The 17,951-nt window shown below is 51.0% G+C and carries 16 protein-coding genes; 11 read left to right on the top strand and 5 right to left on the bottom strand.

All coding sequences use genetic code 11. The features are described from left to right. Positions 1-94 precede the first annotated feature (94 nt). On the top strand, positions 95-979 hold the full coding sequence (gene thrB / locus VB712_RS00720) for a homoserine kinase (protein ID WP_323251103.1): 885 nt from the start codon (positions 95-97) through the stop codon (positions 977-979). A gap of 37 nt (positions 980-1,016) precedes the next feature. On the opposite strand, the gene VB712_RS00715 is transcribed toward thrB, so the two are convergent. Together VB712_RS00715 and egtC are read right to left on the bottom strand one after the other, a co-directional pair. Beyond that, a complete protein-coding gene (locus VB712_RS00715; RefSeq protein ID WP_323251101.1) occupies positions 1,017-2,237 on the bottom strand; it encodes an SUMF1/EgtB/PvdO family nonheme iron enzyme in 1,221 nt (406 codons plus the stop codon). Next, positions 2,215-2,994 (bottom strand): ergothioneine biosynthesis protein EgtC, encoded by a 780-nt coding sequence (egtC, locus tag VB712_RS00710; protein WP_323251099.1) that lies wholly within the window; start codon positions 2,992-2,994, stop codon positions 2,215-2,217. The genes VB712_RS00715 and egtC overlap by 23 nt, the downstream gene beginning before the upstream one ends. Positions 2,995-3,213: 219 nt before the next feature. Here egtC and VB712_RS00705 point away from each other — a divergent pair, with 219 nt between their 5' ends. From VB712_RS00705 to VB712_RS00665, 9 genes are all read left to right on the top strand, one after another. Continuing rightward, entirely contained in the window at positions 3,214-3,399 is a 186-nt protein-coding gene (locus tag VB712_RS00705) for a DUF4278 domain-containing protein (protein WP_323251097.1), read from the top strand. A gap of 59 nt (positions 3,400-3,458) precedes the next feature. Then, positions 3,459-3,848: a DUF4278 domain-containing protein gene (locus tag VB712_RS00700; protein ID WP_323251095.1), complete on the top strand. Its 390-nt coding sequence runs from the start codon at positions 3,459-3,461 to the stop codon at positions 3,846-3,848. A 209-nt stretch (positions 3,849-4,057) separates the two neighbouring features. Continuing rightward, on the top strand, positions 4,058-4,264 hold the full coding sequence (locus tag VB712_RS00695) for a hypothetical protein (RefSeq protein WP_323251093.1): 207 nt from the start codon (positions 4,058-4,060) through the stop codon (positions 4,262-4,264). Continuing rightward, entirely contained in the window at positions 4,264-5,331 is a 1,068-nt protein-coding gene (locus tag VB712_RS00690; protein ID WP_323251091.1) for an AI-2E family transporter, read from the top strand. Before VB712_RS00695 ends, VB712_RS00690 begins: the two co-directional genes overlap by 1 nt. A 307-nt stretch (positions 5,332-5,638) precedes the next feature. After that, positions 5,639-6,805 carry a WecB/TagA/CpsF family glycosyltransferase gene (locus VB712_RS00685; protein ID WP_323251089.1) on the top strand — a complete coding sequence of 389 codons (1,167 nt, stop codon included), beginning with the start codon at positions 5,639-5,641 and terminating at the stop codon, positions 6,803-6,805. A gap of 6 nt (positions 6,806-6,811) precedes the next feature. Next, positions 6,812-8,014 carry a homocysteine biosynthesis protein gene (locus tag VB712_RS00680; protein WP_323251087.1) on the top strand — a complete coding sequence of 401 codons (1,203 nt, stop codon included), beginning with the start codon at positions 6,812-6,814 and terminating at the stop codon, positions 8,012-8,014. A 222-nt stretch (positions 8,015-8,236) separates the two neighbouring features. Then, positions 8,237-8,467 carry an antitoxin TumA gene (gene tumA, locus VB712_RS00675; protein WP_323251085.1) on the top strand — a complete coding sequence of 77 codons (231 nt, stop codon included), beginning with the start codon at positions 8,237-8,239 and terminating at the stop codon, positions 8,465-8,467. Between the two features lie 104 nt (positions 8,468-8,571). Continuing rightward, positions 8,572-10,635 carry a S8 family serine peptidase gene (locus VB712_RS00670; protein WP_323251083.1) on the top strand — a complete coding sequence of 688 codons (2,064 nt, stop codon included), beginning with the start codon at positions 8,572-8,574 and terminating at the stop codon, positions 10,633-10,635. Between the two features lie 672 nt (positions 10,636-11,307). Beyond that, complete coding sequence (locus VB712_RS00665; RefSeq protein ID WP_323251081.1) at positions 11,308-13,569, top strand: carotenoid oxygenase family protein; 2,262 nt, start codon at positions 11,308-11,310, stop codon at positions 13,567-13,569. A 519-nt stretch (positions 13,570-14,088) separates the two neighbouring features. Here VB712_RS00665 and VB712_RS00660 read toward each other — a convergent pair. Further along, positions 14,089-15,696 carry a 2-isopropylmalate synthase gene (locus VB712_RS00660; RefSeq protein WP_323251079.1) on the bottom strand — a complete coding sequence of 536 codons (1,608 nt, stop codon included), beginning with the start codon at positions 15,694-15,696 and terminating at the stop codon, positions 14,089-14,091. A gap of 270 nt (positions 15,697-15,966) precedes the next feature. Next, positions 15,967-16,923 carry an acyl-CoA desaturase gene (locus VB712_RS00655; RefSeq protein ID WP_323251077.1) on the bottom strand — a complete coding sequence of 319 codons (957 nt, stop codon included), beginning with the start codon at positions 16,921-16,923 and terminating at the stop codon, positions 15,967-15,969. A 228-nt stretch (positions 16,924-17,151) separates the two neighbouring features. Between VB712_RS00655 and VB712_RS00650 the strand changes: the two genes are divergently transcribed. Beyond that, positions 17,152-17,409, top strand: coding sequence for a DUF3146 family protein (locus VB712_RS00650; protein ID WP_416236213.1), 258 nt, complete (start codon positions 17,152-17,154; stop codon positions 17,407-17,409). 182 nt (positions 17,410-17,591) lie between these two features. On the opposite strand, the gene VB712_RS00645 is transcribed toward VB712_RS00650, so the two are convergent. After that, positions 17,592-17,771 (bottom strand): DUF3368 domain-containing protein, encoded by a 180-nt coding sequence (locus tag VB712_RS00645; RefSeq protein ID WP_323251074.1) that lies wholly within the window; start codon positions 17,769-17,771, stop codon positions 17,592-17,594. Positions 17,772-17,951: the final 180 nt, after the last annotated feature.

The following is a 17,951-nucleotide window of genomic DNA, read 5'->3' as shown; positions in this document are numbered from 1 at the left end:
TGAACGTTGAAGGGGCGATCGCTAGACAGGCCAAACCGCTGTCCACTATGCTGAAAAGCCTGATGCGTAAGGGAAAACTCCTGTGGTAAAAGTGATGGTTCCGGCTACGACGGCCAATTTAGGCCCCGGTTTTGACACCGTGGGGGCAGCGCTCACCCTCTATAACCGTTTTGAATTCACCCCAGCGGCGACTTGGACTGTCACCATTCAGGGGGAAGAAGGCCGCCATCTCCACCTTGAACCGGAGAATAATCTCGTCCATCGTGCCTTTTGTCGTCTCTATGGTGAACTTGGCCAAACGCCACCCCCGATGCAGTTAACCCTGGATATGGGTATCCCCTTTGGCAGTGGCTTGGGGAGTTCGGCAACGGCAATTGTGGGGGGACTGGTGGGGGCGAATCATTGCGCCGGGCAGCCCTTGGGGATTCGGGAATTGATCAAATTGGCCATTGAGATTGAAGGCCATCCCGATAATGTTGTGCCGGCCCTGTTGGGGGGCTGTCAGTTGGCGTTGCCGGAGGAAGAGGATTGGTACATTGCCGATATTCCTTGGTATCCCGCCTTTATTCCGGTGGTAGCCACGCCGGATTTCTCGGTTGCAACGGAAGCCGCAAGGGGGATTTTGCCCACAGAGATCAAGATGAAGGATGCCGTGTTTAATGTGGCCCACTTTGGCCTGTTGGTGCGGGCCTTGGAAACGGGGCGGGAGGATTGGTTACAGGTGGCCCTCAAGGATCGGATGCACCAAGTTTTTCGCTCCGGGCTGATTCGGGGCTATGGGGAGATCTATGATGCAGCCCTAGGGGCGGGGGCCTATGGGTTGGTGATCAGTGGAGCGGGGCCGAGTTTGTTGGCGATCGCCCATGCGGACGAGGCCAATGCAGTTGCGGCAACGATGGAAGCCACTTGGCGAGAGTTAGGGATTAACCCCAAGGTGCGGATTCTCTCCATTGATACCGTCGGGGCGCGGGTGGTTTAGGGGAATGGCGTGAGCAGGGGCGCAAGATTTTTGGCCCCTACGAGTGGGCGCAGCGGAAACCGACAAAAATTTCCCTAACCCAAGGGTGATACCAGTTGCGTAAACTGTTGCGTAATCCCCAGGGCCGCGTTGCCCAACTTCCCCCCCGCATTACATAATGTTGCCCATCAAAATAGGCTTGGGAATAGCCCCGATAGGGATAGGGTTGAAATCCGGGATAGGGGGCAAAGGGGCTGGCTGTCCATTCCCAGACGTTGCCGAGGAGATCCCAACAGCCTGAAGAACTTTGGCCGAAAGGGTAGGCGTTCACTGGGGTTGTCTGGCCAAGGTTGCCGTCAAAGTTGCCATGATTTGCTGTCGGCTCTGCCTCTCCCCAAGGATAAGTAAGGGTATTTGTGCCGGTATAACTGGCGGCGGTTTCCCATTCAATTTCTGTGGGCAGGCGTTTCCCCACAAACCGAGCATAGGCCGCCGCTTCGTAATGGCTCACGCCGCAAACGGGGTGATATTGCCAAGGTGAATCCGGTTGCCAATAGAGGGGTTGGGTGATCTGGTTTTGCGATCGCCATTGCCATCCTTGATCTGTCCAATATTGGCGATCATGATAACCCCCTGCTGCGATAAAGGCTTGATATTCGCCATGGGTGACGGGAAAGCGATCGCACCAAAACCCTTTAACTTCTACACCATACCGGGGTTGCTCATTATCCTGCCCCCAAGGGGAATCATTCCCGATCATCACCTTCCCGCCGGGAATCGCCACCATGCCCAAATCCGGCGGCGGTAAAGGATCGCAACGGGGGGCAACGGGAAGGCCCCGATGGTATTGCTTTAAAAAGGCAATAGTTTCATTGTGTTGGCTTTCATGTTGCAGCAGCCAGCACCAGAGGGGCAGTTGCTCTAAATTTTGGGCTTGTTCGAGATAGGCGAAAACCTGCGATCGCACCTCCCTCAACCCTTGGCAAACCGTGGCAAAATCCGGCAATTGTTGCCGTTGCGCCTTGGGCAAGCCATCGGCGGCCCAAAGCTGACGGCGGGGATCCGGGGGCAGATCCATCGCCGCTAAATACTCCAAAATCCACAACCGTTCCGTAAAGCCAATGTGGCCCAAATGCCAACCGAGGGGACTGAAATCGGGATGAAGTTGTTGGTAAAACTCCTCAGGGGTTAAGTCCGCAAACAGGGCAAGGGTGCGATCGCGGCAGGCCGTTAAGGCCCCGATTAAATCCCCAGGATTAAAGGGGGGTGATGTGAACATCGAGATTAGGCTCCACAATTAAGCAACTTTGGGGCGGGCAAGATTGCCAATTCCCCTCAAACAGCGGTTCAGAGGCCAAAATCACCCCATCAGGATAGCGGGGATCATCCCGGAGCCAATAGAGGCTGGGGAGAATCTTAAAGTTGGCATAGCGACAGGCAATGAGGCGATCGCCCGTCGTGGCGATGGTCGTAGCGGTGAACTTGCAAAACGGCTCCGCTGCTAACGCACCAATAGTATGGAGGGCTTGGGGAATCGCCATTTCTAGGGGCATCGTTTCCAAATAGGTCAGCACCAAAGCGTAGAGGTATTCAGAATCGGTGCTGCCCTGCACCCATTCATCGGCTTTCTCATTCAACAGGTTCCGCATCGGCCGGCGCAGCGTGTGGCGAAACTGATCAATATAGCCATTGTGCATCAGCAGTAAATGCCCCTTCGTAAAGGGTTGGCAATTGCCCAACTCCACCGCTAAACCCGGCGTAGCACTGCGCACATACCCCACCACACAGCCGGTTTCCACATAGCGGCTCAGGTGGGGAAGGTTGACATCATTCCAGATCGGACAGGTGTTTTTGTAAAGATAAGGTAGTTCCATGCGCTGACTGTGATACCAACCCAAGCCAAAACCATCGGCATTGAGCAATGCCTCCTGCATTTCGCGGGGAGCATAACTCTGGACGATTAAGGAATGGGGCGGCTTAATGAGAATTTGCTCAAGGGCAATGGGCGGGCCAAGGTAAGCCAATAAACGGCACATGGAGGGTTGATCGGGAGGAAATTTAGCTGTACTTTAGCGGATTTTTGGGGCGATCGCTGTTGATTCTCCTCGCGGAATGCCAAAAACGAATTTTTCTCCGTAAAGCTACGGATCTTGTTGATCCCTGCCTCGAAACACTTGTCAAGTTTTCGCAACATTAACCAGTGAGTAACGATAAATTGTTACATTAGATACAGAAGTTATTGGAGGAGAAACACCGTGAAATTATCTTATCGTGGTGTCGCCTACAAGCCTTACCACACCACTGTTGCAGTCCAAACAGGGGAGGTGGGCGGCCATTATCGGGGTGTACCCTGGCGGATTCACCATTATCAAGAACAACCCCGGCGTGTGAACTCTCTAGCCTATGAATTCGTCTATCGAGGCGTTCACTACGAACATTAAGATCCATTCATCAGTTTCCCTTTAATATCGACCGATTTTCAGCAATCCGAGGGTTTATCATGCAACGTTGTTATCGCGGGGTTCATCATCACCCCACCCCTTTATCCCTAGAGGTTCACGATCAGGAATTGATCGGCTATTACCGGGGCATAGATTATGTCCGCTCTGCCCCCCATCACATCCCGGTGGCAAAACCGAAACCGACGCTCTGTTATCGAGGCGTTTCCTATCATGTTTGCCCTGAATTGAACAGTACTGTGCCGATCCAAGCGTCAGCGGGGATAATGGCCTGTCACCCTTTTGACCCGATTGCAGCGCAGCCCATTCAGGAAACCCATTTAGCCAATCTCCGCCGCAATTTGGAGCGACGGATTCAGGTGGCCGCAATCCGTGGGGATGAATCCCTCGTGTCTTTACTGCGCAAGGAATCGATGCAACTCGCACTCTAATCCATGGGACGAAGGGATAAAATCTCCAAATCCTAGGGTAGGGGCGAAAATACTAGGGTGGGGGCGAAAATACTAGGGTAGGGGCGAAAATACTAGGGTGGGGGCGAAAAATTTTTCGCCCCTACTTGGCTTGGGCCACCAAAAGCCACAACAATCAAATCTGATGGCGATATTATGGAGCATGGGCAAATGTACCGGAATCTTTATCCATGGGTCAAACAAGCGGATTCTTACTCAAACTTCTAGGGGGAACCCTAGGCCTCGCTTTGGGGATTAAATATTTAGCCCCCCAATGGGGAATCGCCCCGACCTCGGTGAATGCGATCGCCATGATCACCCTACCGCCACTCCTCTTGGCAATTTTGCTGGGTATGCGGGGGCAACAATCCGCCCCCCACCGCGAGGAGCAACCCTGATGAAAGTGGGTCATTGGTTTGGGTTAATCCTCTGCTTAATTGCCCTCTATGTTGCCTGGCAACTGCGGCAATTGTGGGTGATTGTGATCGGGGCGGTCATGTTGGCCAATGCCCTTTCCGGTGTGGTGCGGCGCTTAGAGCAGGGATCAAAGCTGCAACGCCCCGCCGCCTTGGCCATCACCATCGGCCTGTCGTTACTCTTGATCGCCAGTTTTTTCGGGTTGTTAGTCCCCCCCTTGGTAACGCAGATTAATCAACTTCCGGATCAAGTCATTCAAGGCATGGATCGCTTGGGGCCGGGTTTAGCCCAGATTGAGCGGCGTTTTCGGCCGGAGTTTTGGGCGCTGTTGCCGGATTGGGAGGCGATTGTCGCGGAAATCCCCGAATTAGCCAATAATCTCCTCGGCGAAGGCTGGAGCCTGTTCTCCAACACCCTAGGGGCGCTGCTCAATCTGATTTTATTAACTGCGTTAACCCTGATGTTACTGGCCAGCCCCCAAGCCTATCGCAGTGTTTTGATCCGCCTGTTTCCCGCCTTTTATCGTCATCGGGTGGATGAAATTCTGACGATGTGCGATCGCGCCCTCCAGGACTGGTTCAGCCGGGTTGCTTTTAATGTGGTGGTGGTCACGGGGTTATCGTTAACCGCCCTGATCCTGCTCAGGATTCCCCTCGCCCTCTCCCAGGCGTTAATGGCGGGCTTTTTTACACTCATTCCCACCCTAGGCGTGGGATTAAGCGTGATTCCCCCTATGGCGATCGCCCTCCTCGATCAACCCTGGAAATCCTTAATTATCCTCATGCTCTACATTGCCATCCATCAATGGGCGAGCCATTGGCTCACCCCTCGGCTGCTCCCCCAGGGGGAACAGGTGACAACACCCTTACCCGCCATTACCCTATTGACCCAACTGTTTTTTGCCATCGCCTTTGGCATTCCGGGGTTATTTCTCTCCCTCCCCTTAACAATTGTCGGTCGAATTTGGTTTACCGAGGTGGTGTTACAGGATATTCTCAACCATTGGCGATCGCCCCAAGGCAAAATTCCCCCCCACCTTTCCCTTTAAAATGGCAACCCGGAGTAGGAACTTCAGTCCCCTCCCCCGGTAGGGTAATGGCAATAAGCTGTGCTTGATCTGATCTGGAAAAGCCCTATTGCCCCCTTCGACCTGAATTTGATCATGGGGCGTGAATAATCAGAATAGCCATCGTCTGAGAAACTCTCATTTGTCCCAGTTGCTCCTAAAGGTCTCACCCCGACCCCTCCCACCTAGGCAGGGTGGGGATGGTTTGCAAACTGAGATGCTCCCCATCGTCTTATCGCGTTTAATGAGATGATACTTTTCTGATCTGCCCCTCCCCTGCCCCATTGCTATGAGCAAAATCAACATTCTCAATATCACCATTGATAATCTTTCCCTTGCGCAACTGTTAGACGACATTAAGCAGGGGGGATTTGTGGTGACACCCAATGCAGATCACCTGATTCAACTCCAAAATGATCCTGAGTTTTTTCATGTCTATCGTAATGCGGATTATGTTATTTGTGACAGCCAAATTTTGATTTATATTTCTTGGTTTTTTGGTAAAAAAATCCGCGAAAAAATTTCAGGATCAGATTTTTTCCCGGCATTTTATTGGCATTACCGCAACGATCCTGATATTCGTATTTTTCTCCTCGGAGCCGGCCCAGGTGTTGCCCTCCAAGCTCAAAAAAATATTAATGAAAAGGTGGGTCGAGAAATGGTCGTTGCAACCTATTCGCCTTCCTATGGATTTGAAAAAAATGAAGCGGAATGTCACGAAATTATTGACATGATTAATGCCACTAATGCCAATGTTCTGGCGGTTGGCCTAGGCGCACCCAAGCAAGAAAAATGGATTTATAAATACCGTTCCTATCTGAAGGAAATTAAAATTTTTCTCGCCATTGGGGCCACTATTGACTTTGAAGCCGGGGTGGTTCCCCGTGCGCCCCGCCAACTCAGTGAAACGGGTTTAGAATGGGTGTATCGCTTGGCTCGCGAACCGAGGCGACTGTGGCGACGTTATTTGTTAGGGATTATCCCGATGCTCAGTTTAATTCTCCGGCAAAAACTGGGAATTTATCGATTTAAAAAACCCTTGGGTTTGTTACTCCATGAAGCGGGTTTACTAACGATGCATCAGGTGGAAGTGTTATTGGTCAAACAGGCGAAGGATCCGGATCAACGCTTTGGTGAGTTGGCCATTCAACACGGCTGGCTTGAACCGAAAACCGTACACTTTTTTTTAGTCGAGTTACCCCGTTGGCTGCAAAAACATTATGCCCATCGATTACTAGACTATTTGGAAGTAGCGGGGTTGTTGAGTCATGGGCAAATTGAAGCATTACAGGTAGAGCAACAGTCAGATCCCCGCGCCCTAGAGCAATTGGCCATTGAGCGGGGATGGATCAAGCCTAAAACGGTGGAATTTTTCCAGCGGGTTCAGGATTTGGCCCATCGTCCTCAAATCAATAGTTTTGAATCTGTCTATTTTTATAAACCTTCCTCAAATTAAGGAACTATGGTGGTGCAGCGCAGTATTTCGGAAATTAACGCCAAAATTCGTCAGGGTCAAGCCCAAGCCTTAACCGTGACGGAGGTGAAACAGCGGGTGGCAGCGGAGGGGGTGGGGGCGATCGCCCAAATTGCCGCCACCGTTGATGTGATCACCACGGGTACTTTTGAACCGATGGAATCGACGGGGGCTTTTCTCAACATTGGCCACACCGATCCGCCGATTAAGATCCGCCAATGTTGGCTAGATGATGTGCCGGCCTATGCGGGGTTGGGGGCGGTGGATCTCTATCTTGGCGCAACGATGATTCAGGATAGCAATCTGGAGGGGGAAAATGAGGAAAGGGGCGGCGGTCATGTGATTGAGCGTTTAATTGCCGGCCAGGGGGTGACGTTGCGGGCGACGGGCCATGTGACGGACTGTTACCCCCGTGCTTCCTGGGAAACGACGATTCGCGCCGAAACGATTAATCAGTTTTATTTATTCAATCCCCGCAATCTTTATCAAAATTTTATTGTCGGCGTAAATGGGAGCGATCGCCCCCTCCACACCTATCTCGGCGTACTCCAGCCGGGCCTGGGCAATGCGGTTTATTCCAACCCAGGCGCTTTATCCCCCCTACTCAATGATCCCGATTTAACGGGGGTGGGCATTGGCACAAAAATTTTTCTGGGTGGGGGCGTGGGTTATGTGGCTTGGGAGGGAACCCAGCATTTCCCGCTTCAAAAACGGCTCCCGAATCGGACACCGATTGGTCCAGCGGCCACCGTCGCCCTGATTGGCGATGCGAAACAAATGTCCCCGGATTGGGTGCGGGGTTGTTATTTCAAACATTATGGCCCCTCGATCATGTTGGGGGTGGGGGTTCCCTTGGCGGTGTTGGATGAGGAGGTGGTGGCTCGCTGTGCGGTTCAGGATGCGGAGATTGTTGCGCCCGTGATGGATTTTTCCATCCCCCGCCGGGTGCGGCCCACCTTCGGCTTAGTCTCCTACGGCCAATTGAAATCGGGGCGGATCACCATTGAGGGGCAATCGGTACGCACAGCCCCCTTAGCGAGTTTATACCGTTCCCAACAGGTGGCGGACTGTTTAAAGGCTTGGATTATGGCGGGGGAATTTACGCTGACGGAGGCAGTTGCACCGTTGCCAAGCGATCGCGCCTTTTTATCTCAAGATCCAGTAGGCACAGGTCTACAAATGGATCTCTAATCCGGTGTGGCCTAAATTTAGAGACTTCAAAATGTCAGACGACATTACCTGATGGCACGATTTCCAATCGTGACTGTCAACAGATGGGTATTTCTGTCGAAAACAATTCTGTAAAACAATAACTTAAAGACTCGTTGCTTGATCTGAAAATTTAAGATCGGCAAAGTTATTACCAAAAGCTCAAGTAGCTTAATTGAATTTTTTAAACTGGAGATTTTTGTAATGAAAAAGAACATTATTCAATACACATCTCTCTTAGATGCTTTTGTTGCGATTGTGAAACAATTGACTATCTATGAAGCACAGTACAATCTTGATTCTGCTGAATTTTTCACCCAATATAGTCAAGGCAAAACTAATGATGATCAAATATTTGTCGAATGGGCAGGGAATTATAGACATTACCTCGCTTTGCACCAAGAGTTAACCCAAAAACTCAGCCCTCTCCCGTGATATTCTGAACAACTATCTAAGTGCAGTTGAGCAAAGCCTACTCGCATTAGGATTGTGATCCGCGCTTAGATCTTTGCCAGCTTTACGTTTGCGGGGAATTGCCCATGGTCTCTGAACCGAATCTTGCCTTGACGCTCCAACGGGGCGGGGAAGAATTATTACTGTTGAAGGTGGGCGATCGCTTCACGCTGCGGCCCACCCATCCCGACGCGCCGCTCCCCCCGGAACTCGATCGCCTCAACCGTCACCCCATCCCCCAAACGCCGTTGCTGGAGTTTGTTGTCGCGCCAGCCAATTTGGAGGCGGCAATGGCGGCGGCCCGCCACAGTGAAGGGGTGAGTTTTGCCAGCCATGTCTATCAACTCCACAATAGCCCCGAAACTCGGCTCTATCTCACCGATGAAATCACGGTGCAGTTTGGGGCGGAGGTGGATGCAGAGGAGCAGTTGGCGTTAACGGCTCCCTTGGGGTTGGTGAGCGATCGCCCCCTGGAAGGTATTCCCAACACGGCGATTTACCGTGTCACGCTCCAAGCCACGGAAAACCCGATTAAGCTAGCCAATCACCTGATGGCCAACCCGGAGGTTTTAACCGCTGAAGCCAATCTAATTTTCCTCCAAGAATCCTTTTATCGCCCCCGTGATCCCCATTATTCAGAACAATGGTATCTCCACCATCAGGGGGGAACCCAGTTAGCCCCTAGCTCCCATATTGACTGTGAGCAGGCTTGGGATATCACACGGGGGAGTCGCTCGGTGGTGGTGGCGATCGCCGATGATGCCATTGATCTCAACCACCCCGATTTTCAGGGGCCGGGAAAAATTGTCGCCCCCTACGATTTTCGCGATCGCGACTTTGCCCCCCTCCCCACTGAGCCGCAGGAAAGCCACGGCACCGCCTGCGCTGGCGTAGCTGTCGCTGAAGAAAATGGCTCCGGGATCGTCGGTGTGGCCCCCGGTTGCGCCCTGATGCCCCTGCGTACCACGGGTTATCTCGATGACAATGCGATCGAAAACCTGTTTAACTGGGCCATAGAAAAAGGAGCCAGTGTGATCTCCTGTAGTTGGGGAGCCGCCGCCGTCCATTTCCCCCTTTCCCTCCGCCAAAGGGCGGTCATCCATAAAGCCGCCACCCAAGGCCGCCAAGGCAAAGGCTGCGTCATCGTCTTCGCCGCTGGCAATGCCAACCGTCCCGTCCAGGGAACCCTCTACGAACAGGGCTGGCCCAACGACCTCCTCAAAGGCCCGACGGATTGGCTCAGTGGCTTTGCCACCCATCCCGATGTGATCACCGTTTCCGCCTGTACCAGTTTGGGGAAAAAATCCAGCTATAGCAATTGGGGAACCCATATCACCCTGACGGCCCCCAGTAACAACGCACCGCCGGGAATGTGGTTTGCGAAAAGCGGCTTTATGGCCACTGCTCCCGCTGTACGAACAGCTTTACCAGGGTTGGGCATCTTTACCACCGATCAACTAGGGGATTGGGGCTATGATCGCGGCAACTTTACCCGCAATTTTGGCGGCACATCCAGCGCCTGCCCAGTGGTGGCAGGGGTAGCGGCGTTGGTGTTATCGGTGAACCCGAATTTAACTGCCGCTGAGGTGAAACAGTTGTTAGCGCAAACAGCGGATAAAATCGTCGATCGCGACCCCGATCCCCAATTGGGGTTAACGCTGGGAACCTATGATAATAAGGGCCACAGCCAGTGGTTTGGCTATGGCAAGGTGAATGCCTATCAAGCGGTATTGGAGGCCCAGCGACGGCAGCGGGCGATCGCCCCCGTGGTGAAGCGTCAGATCAATCGCTACAGTAGCTTGGCTGTGGCGATTCCCGACCATAACCCCCAAGGGTTACTGAGTAGTTTGGAAATTACCCAAGGGGGCAAAATTACCGCTTTAGCGGTGCGGGTGGAGATCACCCATGAATTTTTAGGGGATTTAGAGATTTATCTCCGCAGTCCCCACGGGATCACCGTGTTATTGCAAAGCCGCAATCTGGGACGGTTAATCCGTTTAGATCGCACCTACAGTTCTCGCCTCAACCCCACCCTAGCCCAGTTGTGCGATCGCCCCGCCTTGGGAACTTGGCAATTATGGGTGATTGACCGTGTGCCGGGGGATACGGGGACGCTTCAGGGTTGGGGTTTGGATTTGGAGGTGGTTTGAGGAGGAAGGGAATAGGAAATGATGTAGGGGCGTTGGCGTAAGCCTGCCGGAGGCACAAAAATTTTTCGCCCCCACACCTAGGCGATAATGAGATTCCCCATTAACCCCGACGGGTGAAAGTGGATGGCTTGGTGGAGGCGATCGAGGGACGGTTGAGGCACTTCCATAACAGGATTTGCGCTAAAAGACGACCAAAACGGGTGTTGTTAGACCGCCAATGCAAGATAATACCCATAATATTGGAGTTACCGCCAGTGCTTGACAAGACCCTCCAGAGGTGAGCTATCTTGAAGCTGCGGTCTAATAAATAGTTCGGCGATGTGGCACTGGCACCGACAGCAGTTTGTATACCTGATTGGGACATCAGCTCTTCCGAACTTCGAGCTAAGTAGGAGGGACTAATCATTTGTAAGATGCTGCAATCTCTGGAAATGTCAAATCCTTGTGCAGCATGGGTTACGCAGATCGAGTCATTTTACATTTAATTGAGCCTACCTACTTATACTGGTTTGTGGGCCAACTTGGCCATTTCCGAACAATGCGATCCACCCAAGTCGCCGGTCGGCCGTGATTCTGAATCATCGTTTTTTGGCGGCGACTGGGTAATCGCCACCGTTGGCTTTCTCATATTGTTCAAAGCAACGTTTCACCAGTTGAGTAAGGAGTTTTTCCATGTCATATAAAGTTACGGGCAAAGTTTATGAGGCTGAAACTGGTTTAGGAGTCCCTAATCTCATCATTCAAGCTTTTGATAAGGACATGCTCAAGGATGATAATTTAGGGGAAGCAGTTACAGATAGCGAAGGCAAATTTGAAATAAATTACACTGAAAAAGACTTCAAAGGAATGTTCACAGGAATGTTGAAAGGCGCACCTGATTTGTATATTGTTATCAAAACAGGCGATCGCATCAATACCTTATATAACAGCGAAAAAAACATCCGTCGTCGAGCCAAACGTCATGAAAACTTTGATATAGGGATTCCTAAATCAGTTTTTGTTGCCAAAATCAAAGATGATAAACAATTGTTAAAAGTTCTCTGTGGTGTTGCTTGGTTAGATGGAGTGCTAGAACCAGGAGAAAAACTATACTTGCAGCAAGTAGCCAATCAAAAAGGACTAGCAGAAGATCCAGAAATCAAACCTTTATTAGCAGGTGAACCAGTCCAGTCTCAGGAAGCTTACGCCTGGCTACAAGCATACTTAGGTACTAATCCCAGTGATGAAGATTATGGTGAACTATGTCAATCACTGGAAACACTAATTGCCCTTGATTCAGCGGTAGAAGAAATCGAAACAGAACTTCTAGCCAGCATACCCAAAAGAGAAGCTCGCCAACTCGCCCTTAAACAACGCCTACTAGGGGCTTTCCTCGACCCACAATTCATGGCCAAATTGGCTACACCGAAAACCCCAAGTAGCGATGCAGTACAAAAAAAAGGTACTTACTCAGATACACCTTACCGTGTCATGAGTCAGCTCATTAATAACATTGAACCTCCAGAAATCAAAGAAATTCAAAAAACCTTAAGCAGGTTATTTTTACAAGACAATTTTGCCCCAGTCAAAGAAGAAATTACCGCTGGTGATTTACCCGTAATTGGTCAACTTCCCCAAGAATTATCGGGGATGTTTTTACGCATTTCCCCTAATCCCCTTTTTCCACCCATTGGACTATATCACTGGTTTGATGGTGATGGTATGTTGCATGGAGTCAACATCAACAATGGTAAAGCGAGCTACCTTAACCGCTACGTGGAGACCGAAACTCTAAAAATTGAAAAACAACAAGGCAAAGCGATTTGGCCAGGTTTACTCAACCTACCTCGATTTGACTCTCCTTACGACATCATGATTAAAAATCCTGCCAATACATCTGTAATTTGGCACGCTGGGAAACTTTTAGTCTTGTGTGAAGCAGGAGTACCCCATCATATTCGCGTCCCAGACTTAGAAACCCTTGGCGCTCACACTTTTAACAATCAACTCACCTGTGCTTTTACAGCTCATCCCAAAATAGATGCTGTCACAGGGGAAATGATGTTTTTTGGATTTTCTCCCATTGCTCCACCGTACCTATCCTATGGTGTCGTCACAGCAACAGGAGAAATTACCCGCATTGTGCCGATTGAGTTGCCTGCCCCTGTAATGATGCATGATTTTGCCATTACGGAAAATTACTCAATTTTCTTAGATATGCCCCTAACCTTTAAGCCAGGACAAATGATTAAAGGTGGAATTCCTCTAGCTTTTGACCGCACACGTAAAAGTCGTATTGGCATTATGCTACGCCACGGGGATAACAAGACTCTACGCTGGTTTGAAGTGCCAACTTGCATGGTTTATCATACCGTCAATGCTTACGAAGAAGGAGAAGAGATAGTTCTCTTGGGCTTGCGGATGCCTTCAACTAATCTCTTAATTCCTGACGATAGTGACAACGGTAACAGTTCTGAAAACGAAATTGCCAAAATGTGTCGCTGGCGGATTCATCTCAAAACAGGAGCTATCACTCAAGAGTTGCTTGATGATCAAGTTACAGAATTTCCAAGAATTAATGATCAGTTGGTTGGGCGCAAAATGCGTTACATCTACGCTGGACAGGGTGCAGTTTACGCCAGCCCCAAACCCCTGCTTGATGGCGTGAAAAAATATGACTTAGAAACAGGCACAAGTGAAAGCTATTTCTTTGGGCGTGGGCGTTTTGGGGGTGAATGTGTGTTTGTTCCTCGTCCTCAAGCAACTGTTGAAGATGATGGTTGGGTAATCACTTACATTCACGATACCATTGCCAATAAGTCAGAGTTACTGATTTTAAATGCCCAAAACATCACGTCTGAACCTGTAGCACGGGTTATGCTTCCTCAGCGTGTACCTTTTGGTTTCCATTGTGGCTGGGTTTCCTCTGAACAAATGGCAACTCAAAAAATTTAGTGTGATCCCTGATCTTGTAGGGTGCGTTCCCTACTGCAACTCTCACTACTCCACCGATAGATTATTGGGAACGCACCATCCTATTGATGCAAAGGTTATTTACGGCGGGTGATGGGCAAGGTTAAATCGCCCCAAGGGTTTAGCCCCGCTGGAGGAATTTAGCTTGGAGGCGGGTTTGCAGCATCGTTAATTCTGGGAGTTTGAATTGAATTGCCAGGCTAACCCCGTGAAGATGCCTAGGGTGATGATGGAGCCAAGGGTGAGTTGTAGGAGTACAACCCATAATTGAGCGGGGTCAAGCGTGCGATCGCAACCGCCCAAGCCAAATGGTGTTTAGGCTCTTGCCCGCCACTCAACTTCACCGTTAGCTAGCTCTATCTCGTCTGTGGGTACATCCACAAAGTTTCCCTGTTCCCCAAAAGCTCAAGCTAAGTTAATCTCGTTGACAAGTCGCAAAACTCTGGCCTGCCGGGGGCGAAAGATTTTTCGCCCCTACAGAATTGTGATTTATGGAGAACCTTAAGCCAAAGCTGCTGTTTGGGGGTGGATGGGGTTTTCCGTTTGGTTGAGCGTTGCCGAGAGGCGGTTGAGGGCGCTGATATAGGCCCGGGCCGAAGCGACGATAATATCCGTATTCGCCGCATGGCCGGAGAACGTCCGCCCCTCATGGCGGAGGCGAATCGTCACCTCACCCATGGCATCAATGCCCTCAGTGACAGACTTCACCGAATATTCGATCAGTTCGTTGGGAATATTCACCACCCGGTTAATTGCCTTATACACCGCATCCACCGGCCCCGTCCCAATGGCCGCATCGGTGAGTTCCTCCCCTTGGGGGGTGCGGAGCGTCACCGTGGCGGTGGGGCGGGCGCGATCGCCACAGGAAACTTGCACTAATTCTAAATGGAACAGTTCCGGGACGTGCTGGGTTTCATCATTAACGATCGCCTCTAAATCGAGATCGCTAATTTCCTTCTTCTTATCGGCTAAATCCTTAAACCGCAAAAACGCTTTGTTTAAATCCGTTTCGGAAAGGTCATAACCGAGGGTTTGGAGGCGATCGCGGAAGGCATGGCGGCCCGAATGTTTACCCAAAACGATCAGATTTTTGGTTAAGCCGATGGATTTTGCATCCATAATTTCATAGGTGAGGCGGTGTTTTAACACGCCATCCTGATGAATCCCCGATTCATGGGCAAAGGCATTGGCCCCCACAATCGCCTTATTGGGTTGCACCAACATCCCGGTTAAATTGGACACCAGGCGGGAGGTTTTATAAATCTGCGTCGTGTCAATATTGCACAGGGGTTCCGTCGATTCCGCTGGCCGCCCTAAGAAGGGGTTATAAAAGCCACGGCGCACATAGAGGGCCATTACCAACTCTTCTAAAGCCGCATTACCGGCCCGCTCGCCAATACCGTTGATCGTGCATTCCAATTGTCGCGCCCCATTTTGCACCGCTGAGAGGAAGTTCGCCACCGCTAACCCTAAATCATTGTGGCCATGGACGGAAATAATCGCCTGATCAATGTTGGGAACATTTTCCTTAATGCCGCGAATTAACGCCCCGAACTCCTCCGGCGTGGTGTAGCCCACGGTATCGGGAATGTTGACGGTGGTAGCCCCAGAGGCGATCGCCACTTCCAACACCTGATACAAAAATTCCGGGTCACTGCGCCCCGCATCTTCGGGGGAAAATTCAATGTCATTGATCAAGGATTTGGCATAGCCCACCATCTCAGGGATGATGGCCAAAACCTCTTGGCGGGTCTTACGGAGTTTGTATTCTAAATGAATATCAGAGGTGGCGATAAACGTATGAATGCGACCCTTGGCAGCAGGTTTCACCGCTTCGGCTGCTTGGCGGATATCTTCTTTCGTTGCCCGTGCTAAACCGCAGATCGTCGGGCCGTTTTCCGTCCCCACTTGGTCAGCAATTTTTTGCACCGCTTCAAAATCGCCGGTACTGGCACGAGGAAAACCCGCTTCAATCACATCCACCCCCAGTCGGGCCAGTGCTTTGGCGATCGTCAGTTTTTCATCAACGTTCAGCGTTGCACCGGGGGACTGTTCGCCATCGCGGAGGGTGGTGTCAAAGATAATAATGCGGTCTTGCTCGTTGGCCATGGGGAGATGATCTCCTTAATTGTGAAAAGGATAATCCAGGGGCCGCTAGCCCCCATCTCTATTAAGGTTAAACGAAATTGTTAGTTATCTGGTAGGGGCGAAAAATTTTTGTGCCTCCGTCAGGCTTACGCCAACGCCCCCTTGCTCTCGTGCCATGGCTCTGCCGTGGCACAGGCATTAGGCGGCTCTGCCGCCTGTTGACGGGAGGCAGAAGCCCTCCTGGGATGCGTTACTTGGCAGAGCCAAGTAACGAGAGAGAACCTCCCAATGCTAATTGCGAAACCGGGTGGTAATTTTCTGGTCTGCGTAGGAATAAACCTTGAGTTGGTAGACGGGACGGCGATCGCCCCAACCCACCCATTTCAACGGCAAACTCAGCACCGCTAGGGCATTAATCACCAAAAAGCTGAGGTCAAATTCCCACCACCGTTGCCCATGGTTCGCCGCCTGCTGGATATGGTGATGATTATTGTGCCAGCCTTCCCCATGGGCCAAAATCCCCACTACGGGGTTGTTGCGGCTGGTGTCCGTGGTTTCATAGTTGCGATAACCCCACACATGGGCCACCGAGTTCACCATCCAGGTGATATGCAACACGACAATCATCCGCAGGAAAAAGCCATAGGCCACAAAGGAGCCGGCCATATACCAACCGCCAACGAGATAGCCCAACGCCGCCAGCCCCACCAGGAGCGCCAAATGCCAATAGAAATAAGACCGTTCCAGGAGCAGATAAAATTCATTGCCCAACAGATCCGGGGCCCAGCGCCGATAGAGCACCCCTAGCCGCCGTTTATCCTGTTTGGGGAAGATCCAGAGCCAATGGGCCCAAAAAAAGCCATCTTTAGGACTGTGGGGATCGCCGGGTAAATCGCTATGTTTGTGGTGTTTGCGATGGTGCGCCACCCAGAAAATCGGCGGCCCCTCCCCCGCCAATAGCCCCAACACGGCTAAGATATGATCCACCCAGCCCTGAGCTTGGAACGCTTGGTGGGTGAGGCGACGGTGATAGCCGACGGTAATCCCCAGGCCGGTTAAGAGGTAGAGGGCGAAAAGCATCCCTACCCCAAGGGCGGAGGGGAAAAGCCAACAAAGCAAGGGGGTGAGGCCATGGAGGGCCGCCATGAAGATCACGACGGGCCGCTCTACGCCGGATTTGAAGCGATCGCCCAGAGTTTTACTATTTTCCGTCGGACTCGGATCCGGGGGTTTAGCTGCTGTTGTCATAGAATTTTATCAATAGTCCCTTTGTTAGCGTACTACTTTGGGCCACCTCTGCCATGATGAACCCGCAAGGAATTTGCTGATTTCCCGCCGATTTAGATTGTGCTACCCCACAATTTGAGAAAATTTTCAATCATTAAGAAGGGCAATTCGCTTTAGCGTACCTATCCGCTTTAGCCTACCTATCGCCCCTTGCTCATCCCCCTTCACCCCATGACCTGCCTATCTACCATGAGCCTTGCCCCCCAAACCACTGCCCATGTTCGGATCACCGATCAATCTTGGCAACAGGGCCGGATTAGCGGTGAAGTCCGAGCAGCGGATTATACATGGGAATTTCAATGGCAATTCCGTAAAGGCCGTCTCCAAGTCTCTCCCTCTCTTGGCCGCGCCCTCATCCTCGAACCCTTAAACCGCTTCCTAGAACGTAGCGATTACCAACTAGAACCCGGCGGTAATTATCAATTCACCGTGCGAGCAAAATTCTGAGGGCATCACACCCAAAAAAATTGCGATCATTGGGGCGCTTTATCTAACATTCCGCAGGTTGCTCAATCATTAACGATGTGCCTGGGTCAAGATGGTGTGTCAGTCAGTCGTTAAGTTACTCTTTTGCATCATGAGTGAATCGATCTGACGCACCCTAAAATCTTATCCAATGAAGTGAAGCCTTAAGGGTGTTTATCTAATAACCTTTGAAACAAACTATCAGATACCCAGAAGGATGTGTTTTGAAGACTTTGGACGACATCAGGCAGGTTGATCAGCTTCATGGTTGCCGCTTGATCTAGAATTCCAAGAATGCCTGTGATGCTCAAACCTCTGTCTTTCGCAGTACGTCGCGCTTTCATGTCATCAAGCAGAATTAAGTCAGCACTAAGTTGTTGCGCTAGAAGAATAGCTGGGGTACATCTCAGTTAGGAGATGAGTATAATTACTCAGACCAAGTATATGATTGTAATCCAATTAAGCCGTCAGTGCCCCATTCAGGTACGCACACCTATGCTTTAACACCTTTGGCACATTCTCCC

Origin of the sequence: Spirulina sp. CCNP1310 (assembly GCF_034932185.1) — a bacterium.
GTDB lineage: Bacteria > Cyanobacteriota > Cyanobacteriia > Cyanobacteriales > Spirulinaceae > Spirulina.
The sequence above is the reverse complement of the archived record's forward strand: the minus strand, read 5'-3'. Positions and strand labels throughout refer to the sequence as shown.